The following is a 5,592-nucleotide window of genomic DNA, read 5'->3' as shown; positions in this document are numbered from 1 at the left end:
GCGTCGTACGACGCGGGCCGCCCCTCTCACGTTCCGGTGCCCGACCCGTCCTGGTAGGCGCCCGCGTAGGCCGCCGTGGGCGCGATGGGGGTGATGACGTCGATCAGTACGCCGTCGGGGGCGGCCACGATGAAGTGCCGCTGGCCGAACGCCTCGCTGCGCAGTCCGAGTTCGGGCTTCAGCCCGGCGCCCGTCACGAGGCGCGCGTACTCGGCGTCGACGTCGGCCACCTCGAAGTTGAGGAGCAGCCCCTGCGCCGGCCGCCGGAACCCCTCGGGCACGGTCTCGTGCCCCGCGGAGACCAGGGCGAGTTCGTATTGCGGCGGCTCGGGTCGCCGCAGGCTGACGTACCAGTCGCTGGTGTAGGTCGTCTCGAATCCGAACAGCGTGGTGTAGAACGCCACGGCCTCGGGCAGCCGCTCGGTGCAGAGCACGGGATAGAAGCTGTTCACGGCAGGGGACGTCATCACAACACCGTTCTGAGCGGGTACACGGTCATCTCCTCTCAACGAGGCGCGCGCCCGATCGTCACATCCCGCCGACGGAGGGCAGTGCGGGCGGCCGTGACCTCAGCGGTACGCCCGGCCTGCGTGAAACGAACTGGGCGCCGTATGGCCATATCCCCGCCGGCGTCGGCTCGTTGAGCATGGAGAGCCGTGTTGACATGCCAACGGTATGTGATTAGGTTCATCTCGCATACCGTCGGTACGTGAGCGGAGATGGCATTCCATGCTGACCAGCTTCTGTCCGGTGATCTGCACCTCGCGGCTGGGGGAATCCCGCACGTTCTACAGCAGACTCTTCGGCTTCGAAGCCACGTACACGACCCAGTGGTACGCCGGCCTCAGCCGGCCCGGGCGGCCGCGCCACGAACTCGCCCTGCTCGACCACTCCCACCCCGCACTGCCAGAGGCGCTTCGGCAGCCGGTACGCGCGGTGCGGATCACGCTCGCGGTGGACGGCGAGGGGGAGCACTGGGAGCGCCTGGCCGCCTTGGGGGCGGCGGGGCGTCCGGACGAGAGGCACCTCGTGCTCACTGACCCCAACGGCGTCCGGATCGACGTCGTCGCGGACGCCTGACCTGCCACAGACGCCACCGGCGACCGGCGACCGGCCGGAGGCGGATCTCGCCGCGCCCGCTCCCCGCTGCTCACCAGGCCGTTGAAGAGCAGCGGCCCGGTGATGCCGCCGAGGGCGGTGCCGCCACCCCGGCCTGCGGTCCGCTCCGCACTTCCACCCGTTCACCGCTTGCCCGGCCGAAGGCCGCGCCGGTAGGTCAGTTCGCTCGCAGCGCGTCAAGCATCCGTGCCAGCGCCTGCCGTGTGTCGGCCAGATCGGCGGCGTTCTCCGACGCCGTCAGCCACAGCGCCGCTTCGTTCATCGCCCCCGACAGCAGATGCGTCAGCGGTGCGACCGGCTGGGCGGGGATGGCTCCCTCGCGGATGAGGATGGTGAGCGCCTGGGCCAGGTGCCGGCCCGAGGTCGCCTCGTTCATCGCCCTCCAGTCCCGCCAGCCGAGGACCGCCGGCCCGTCGACGAGCATGATGCGCTGAAGCGCGGGATCGGTGGAGGCGGTGAGGAACGCCTGGCATCCGTGGGTCAGTTGGTCCCACGCGTCTTCCTGCGCGTCCGCCGTGGCCGCGATGTGTGCGGCGACCTCCTGTTGCACCTGCTCCAGCACGGCCCGGAAGAGCTCGGCCTTGCTGTCGAAGTGGTGGTACAGAGCGCCCTTGGTCACCCCGGCGGCCCGAACGATCTCCGAAAGCCCCACCGAGGCGTACCCCAGGGTCGAGAACAGGCGTCGGCTCTCCCGCAGCAAGGTACGACGCGTCTGCTCGCGCTGGTGCGCCCGCACTCCGTTCGTCATCGTTGCGACCCCCCGTCTTCGGCCATGCATAGCCATGCGCACACCGTACTTCGCCGCCGTGCGGACGAGCGACCGTTGCCAGTGGCCCGGCCTGCGGATCGCCCGCGCTTCGACTGCGACGACTTCCAGCCGTAACTGATTAATTGTCAGTTTCAGCTCAGCAGAAGCGCGTCGGTGGAATCGCGACCACGGCGCCCGTGCCGTGTCGGGGCCCGTCCCCGGACCGGACGACGTCATCCGGCACTGCCGTAGCGGGACGGTCAGTCGGCGGCGCGCAGGGTGCGGTGGGCGGTGGTGCGGAGGTGGTCGAGGACGTCGGGGTCCGCGTCGAGGGTGTAATCGGCGGTGAGGCCGGCCAGGGTCTGGGCGATGCGGGTGAGGGAGTCGTCGGAGGCGTCGACGAGGCAGGTGGTCCCGTCGACGGGGCGGATGCGGGTGGCCAGGTCGCGGGTGTGGGCGCGGACGTGGTCGGCGGGGGCGTGGACGGTGGCGACGGCGCGGTGGCGGGTGGGGGCGGCGGAGAGCCGGTCGGCGACGAAGGCGGCAGGGTCGCCGCCGGGCAGGCTGCGGACGGGGACGCGGTGGCCGGTGGGGCTCGCGTTGCTGATGCGGTCGAGTCGGAAGATGCGCCAGTCGCGCTTGTGCGTGTCGTGGGCGAGGAGGTACCACAGGTCGCCGGAGGCGACCAGGTGCTGGGGTTCGACGCGGCGCGGGTCGGTCGCGCCGGTGCGGGTGGTGTAGTCGAAGGTCACGATCTCGTGGTCGCGGCAGGCGACGGCGAGAGTGGGAAGCAGGGCGGGGTCGGCGCGCGGTCCGCGCGACTCCCAGGCGATGCCGGCGATGGACGTCTGGAGTGCGGTGACCTGGCCGCGCAGGCGGCGGGGCAGGACCTGTTCGAGTTTGGCCAGGGCCCGCAGGGCGGTCTCCTCGATGCCGGTCAGGCCGCCGGCGGCGGTGCGCAGGGCGACGGCGATGGCTACGGCCTCGTCGTCGTCGAGGAGGAGTGGCGGCAGGTCGGCGCCCGCGGCCAGCCGGTAGCCGCCGGAGTGACCGCGGGCGCTGTCGACGGGGTAGCCCAGGTCGCGGAGGCGGTCGATGTCGCGGCGCACAGTGCGGACCGTCACCCGGAGGCGGTCGGCGAGGTCGGAACCGGACCACTCCCGGCGCGTCTGGAGCAGGGACAGCAGGCGCAGCATCCGGCCGGTCATGTCGCTCGTCATGACATCCACTATGGCCGAGTCAAAGGACAGGCCCTGTCCTGAAATGGTTCTAGGGTGAAGCTGTCCAACCACAGCAAAACGGGAGGTATCCCCCATGAAGATCGCGATTCTCGGCACGGGTGGCGGCGCCCGCGCGCATACGGCCAAGCTTGCCGAGCTCGGGCACGACGTCTTCGTCGGCACCCGCGACCCGGAGGCCACCCTGGCCCGTACCGAGCCCGACATGATGGGCAACCCGCCGTACGGCAAGTGGCTCGCCGAGCACCCCGGCATCACCCTGCTGTCCTTCGCCGACGCGGCGGGCGCCGCCGGCGAACTGGTCGTCAACGGCATCGACGGCCACAACGCCGTATCCGCGCTGACCGCCATCGCCGACCGGCTCGCCGGCAAGACGCTGGTCGACTACGCCGTCCCCTACATCTACCAGCACGAGAGCGAGCACCCCTGGCCCACGCCCTGGGGCGTCATGCCGAGGCTCGACCCGTGCGACACCGACAGTCTCGCCGAGCAGATCCAGCGCGCCCTGCCCGGCACCAAGGTCGTCAAGAGCTTCGTCACCCAGGAGCAGACCACCGTCGTCAACCCGCGGGCCGTCGGCGGCGGTGACCACACCATGTTCGTCGCCGGCGACCACGCGGACGCCAAACGGCAGGTCACCGACCTGCTCACGGCCTACGGTTGGCAGGACGTCCTCGACGTCGGCCCCCTGGTCTGCGCCCGGGGCATGGAGATGTACGCCCACATGCACTCGGCCATCGGCTTCGGGCTTGGCCAGCAGTTCGGCGGTCACTTCGGCATCAAGGTCGTGCGCTGACACAGCCTTCCGCCACCGCATCCGGGTCGTCGGGCACCGCCGGGCCGGCGCCACGGCGTACAGCATCCGGCCGGACGGGCCGGTCACTGAGCCGAGGCGGACCCCCAGAGGCAGGGCAGCGCTTCACCAACACACGCTGTCGGGGTTCCGCACGTGTCCGGACTCAGCGCCGCTCGGCCGGAGTCAGGCGCTCGACCAGGGGGGCCGCCGGACGCGGTGCCGGCACCCGGGCGGAACGCGTTCGCCGCTCCAGCTCGATCAGGAGCATCGCCAGTGAAGTGCCCTCGCGGCCGAGCGCCTCACGGAAGCGGCGCAGTACGGCGTTCTCGCGGGCGAGTTCGATGTCCGGGCCGCCCGCCGCCCGTCGCCGCGCCGCCAACTCCCCGCACAGGGCGGTACGCCGACGGACGAGGTCGATGATCGCGTCATCCATCTCGGAGACGGTCCGGTGACCGTCCCTGGCGAGCGCGTCCGAGTCCCAGGACATGCCGACCGCCTTCCGTGTGTGAGCGCCGGGTGTGAATGAGCCGTTCCGCGTGCCGTCGCAGCACAGCGCAGTGGGCGGGGCGTGACGGCCGCGTCCGGCCGGCAACCAGTTCATCGTAGCGCCCGTTGCAATGTTTAGGTAAGGCTTGCTTTACTGATCGCGTCTCGCCGCAGCGCCACAGGAGGAGACCCGCGACAAGCGCCTCCGACAGCCGACGCATCGGCCGGACCCAGCTCGGAACCGGGCCCGGGCAACCCCCGGCGCCCTCCCCGCCAAGACGAGTGACCGACCCTCAGCCACTCACGATCTCAGGGACCTACACCCATGCGCACAGCACGTCCCCGGCACTACCTCATGTGCAGCCCCACGTACTTCGACGTGGTGTACTCCATCAACCCGTGGATGGACCCGCGGAAGCCTGTGGACACCGCCCTGGCCGTCGCACAGTGGGAGCGGCTGCGTGAGGTCTACCTGGAGTTGGGACACACCGTCGAGCTCGTCGACCCCGTGCCCGGCCTCCCCGACATGGTCTTCGCCGCCAACGGCGCCACGGTCGTCGACGGCCGGGCCCTCGTCGCCCGGTTCCGTGACGCCGAGCGCGTCGACGAGGCGCCGGCCTACCGGGACTGGCTGCGCGCGCACGGCTTCACCGAACTGCGCACGGCGGAGCTGGTCAACGAGGGCGAGGGCGACTACCTGCTCGTGGGCGACCTGCTCCTCGCGGGGACGGGCTTCCGCAGCGACCCGCGATCCCACGCGGAGGCACAGGAGTTCTTCGGCCGTCCGGTGATCAGCCTGACGCTCGTGGATCCGGACTACTACCACCTGGACACGGCACTGACCGTGCTGGACGACGACACGGTCGCGTACTACCCGCCGGCCTTCTCCCCCGGCAGCCGGGCCGTTCTGGAGCGGCTGTTCCCGGACGCCGTCATCGCGACGGACGAGGACGCGGCGGTCTTCGGCCTCAACGCCACTTCCGACGGGCGCAACGTCGTGCTGCCGCACAACGCCACGGGGCTCGCGGAACAGCTGCGCGGCCGTGGCTTCGACCCGATCGGCGTGGATCTCTCCGAGCTGCTCAAGGCGGGCGGCAGCGTTAAGTGCTGCACGCTGGAGCTGCGTTCGGGCAACCAGGAGGACCACGCATTCTGAGCCCCGTGAAAAGCCGCGCGGATCGGACGATCCGCGCGGCTTTTCCGTC

The 5,592-nt window shown here is 71.0% G+C and carries 6 protein-coding genes and 1 pseudogene; 3 read left to right on the top strand and 4 right to left on the bottom strand.

Features of this window, described 5'->3' with window-relative positions:
* Window positions 1-26: 26 nt before the first annotated feature.
* Window positions 27-467: a VOC family protein gene (locus ACWGH0_RS34505; RefSeq protein ID WP_453408223.1), complete on the bottom strand. Its 441-nt coding sequence runs from the start codon at window positions 465-467 to the stop codon at window positions 27-29.
* A gap of 262 nt (window positions 468-729) precedes the next feature.
* Here ACWGH0_RS34505 and ACWGH0_RS34500 point away from each other — a divergent pair, with 262 nt between their 5' ends.
* Window positions 730-1,080: a VOC family protein gene (locus ACWGH0_RS34500; RefSeq protein WP_453408222.1), complete on the top strand. Its 351-nt coding sequence runs from the start codon at window positions 730-732 to the stop codon at window positions 1,078-1,080.
* 196 nt (window positions 1,081-1,276) lie between these two features.
* Here ACWGH0_RS34500 and ACWGH0_RS34495 read toward each other — a convergent pair whose 3' ends face one another.
* A complete protein-coding gene (locus ACWGH0_RS34495; protein WP_453408221.1) occupies window positions 1,277-1,867 on the bottom strand; it encodes a TetR/AcrR family transcriptional regulator in 591 nt (196 codons plus the stop codon).
* A gap of 260 nt (window positions 1,868-2,127) precedes the next feature.
* Window positions 2,128-3,087, bottom strand: a complete 960-nt coding sequence (locus ACWGH0_RS34490; RefSeq protein WP_453408220.1) for a helix-turn-helix transcriptional regulator — start codon at window positions 3,085-3,087, stop codon at window positions 2,128-2,130.
* A 94-nt stretch (window positions 3,088-3,181) separates the two neighbouring features.
* On the opposite strand from ACWGH0_RS34490, the gene ACWGH0_RS34485 reads away from it, so the two are divergent.
* Window positions 3,182-3,901: an NADPH-dependent F420 reductase gene (locus ACWGH0_RS34485; protein WP_453408219.1), complete on the top strand. Its 720-nt coding sequence runs from the start codon at window positions 3,182-3,184 to the stop codon at window positions 3,899-3,901.
* Between the two features lie 163 nt (window positions 3,902-4,064).
* On the opposite strand, the gene ACWGH0_RS34480 is transcribed toward ACWGH0_RS34485, so the two are convergent.
* Window positions 4,065-4,388, bottom strand: a complete 324-nt coding sequence (locus ACWGH0_RS34480; RefSeq protein WP_453408218.1) for a chorismate mutase — start codon at window positions 4,386-4,388, stop codon at window positions 4,065-4,067.
* A gap of 318 nt (window positions 4,389-4,706) precedes the next feature.
* On the opposite strand from ACWGH0_RS34480, the pseudogene ddaH reads away from it, so the two are divergent.
* Window positions 4,707-5,543: pseudogene (gene ddaH, locus ACWGH0_RS34475) on the top strand (dimethylargininase); the annotation flags it as partial.
* Window positions 5,544-5,592: the final 49 nt, after the last annotated feature.

This window comes from Streptomyces sp. NPDC054887, from assembly GCF_053610585.1.
This window is presented reverse-complemented; position numbering and strand designations above follow the sequence as displayed.

Excerpts from the sequence above, each read along its gene's own strand:
- ACWGH0_RS34495 (WP_453408221.1), bottom strand. The coding sequence starts at position 1,867 with ATGACGAACGGAGTGCGGGCGCACCAGCGCGAGCAGACGCGTCGTACC.
- ACWGH0_RS34480 (WP_453408218.1), bottom strand. The coding sequence starts at position 4,388 with ATGTCCTGGGACTCGGACGCGCTCGCCAGGGACGGTCACCGGACCGTC.
- ACWGH0_RS34500 (WP_453408222.1), top strand. The coding sequence starts at position 730 with ATGCTGACCAGCTTCTGTCCGGTGATCTGCACCTCGCGGCTGGGGGAA.
- ACWGH0_RS34485 (WP_453408219.1), top strand. The coding sequence starts at position 3,182 with ATGAAGATCGCGATTCTCGGCACGGGTGGCGGCGCCCGCGCGCATACG.
- ACWGH0_RS34490 (WP_453408220.1), bottom strand. The coding sequence starts at position 3,087 with ATGACGAGCGACATGACCGGCCGGATGCTGCGCCTGCTGTCCCTGCTC.
- ACWGH0_RS34505 (WP_453408223.1), bottom strand. The coding sequence starts at position 467 with ATGACGTCCCCTGCCGTGAACAGCTTCTATCCCGTGCTCTGCACCGAG.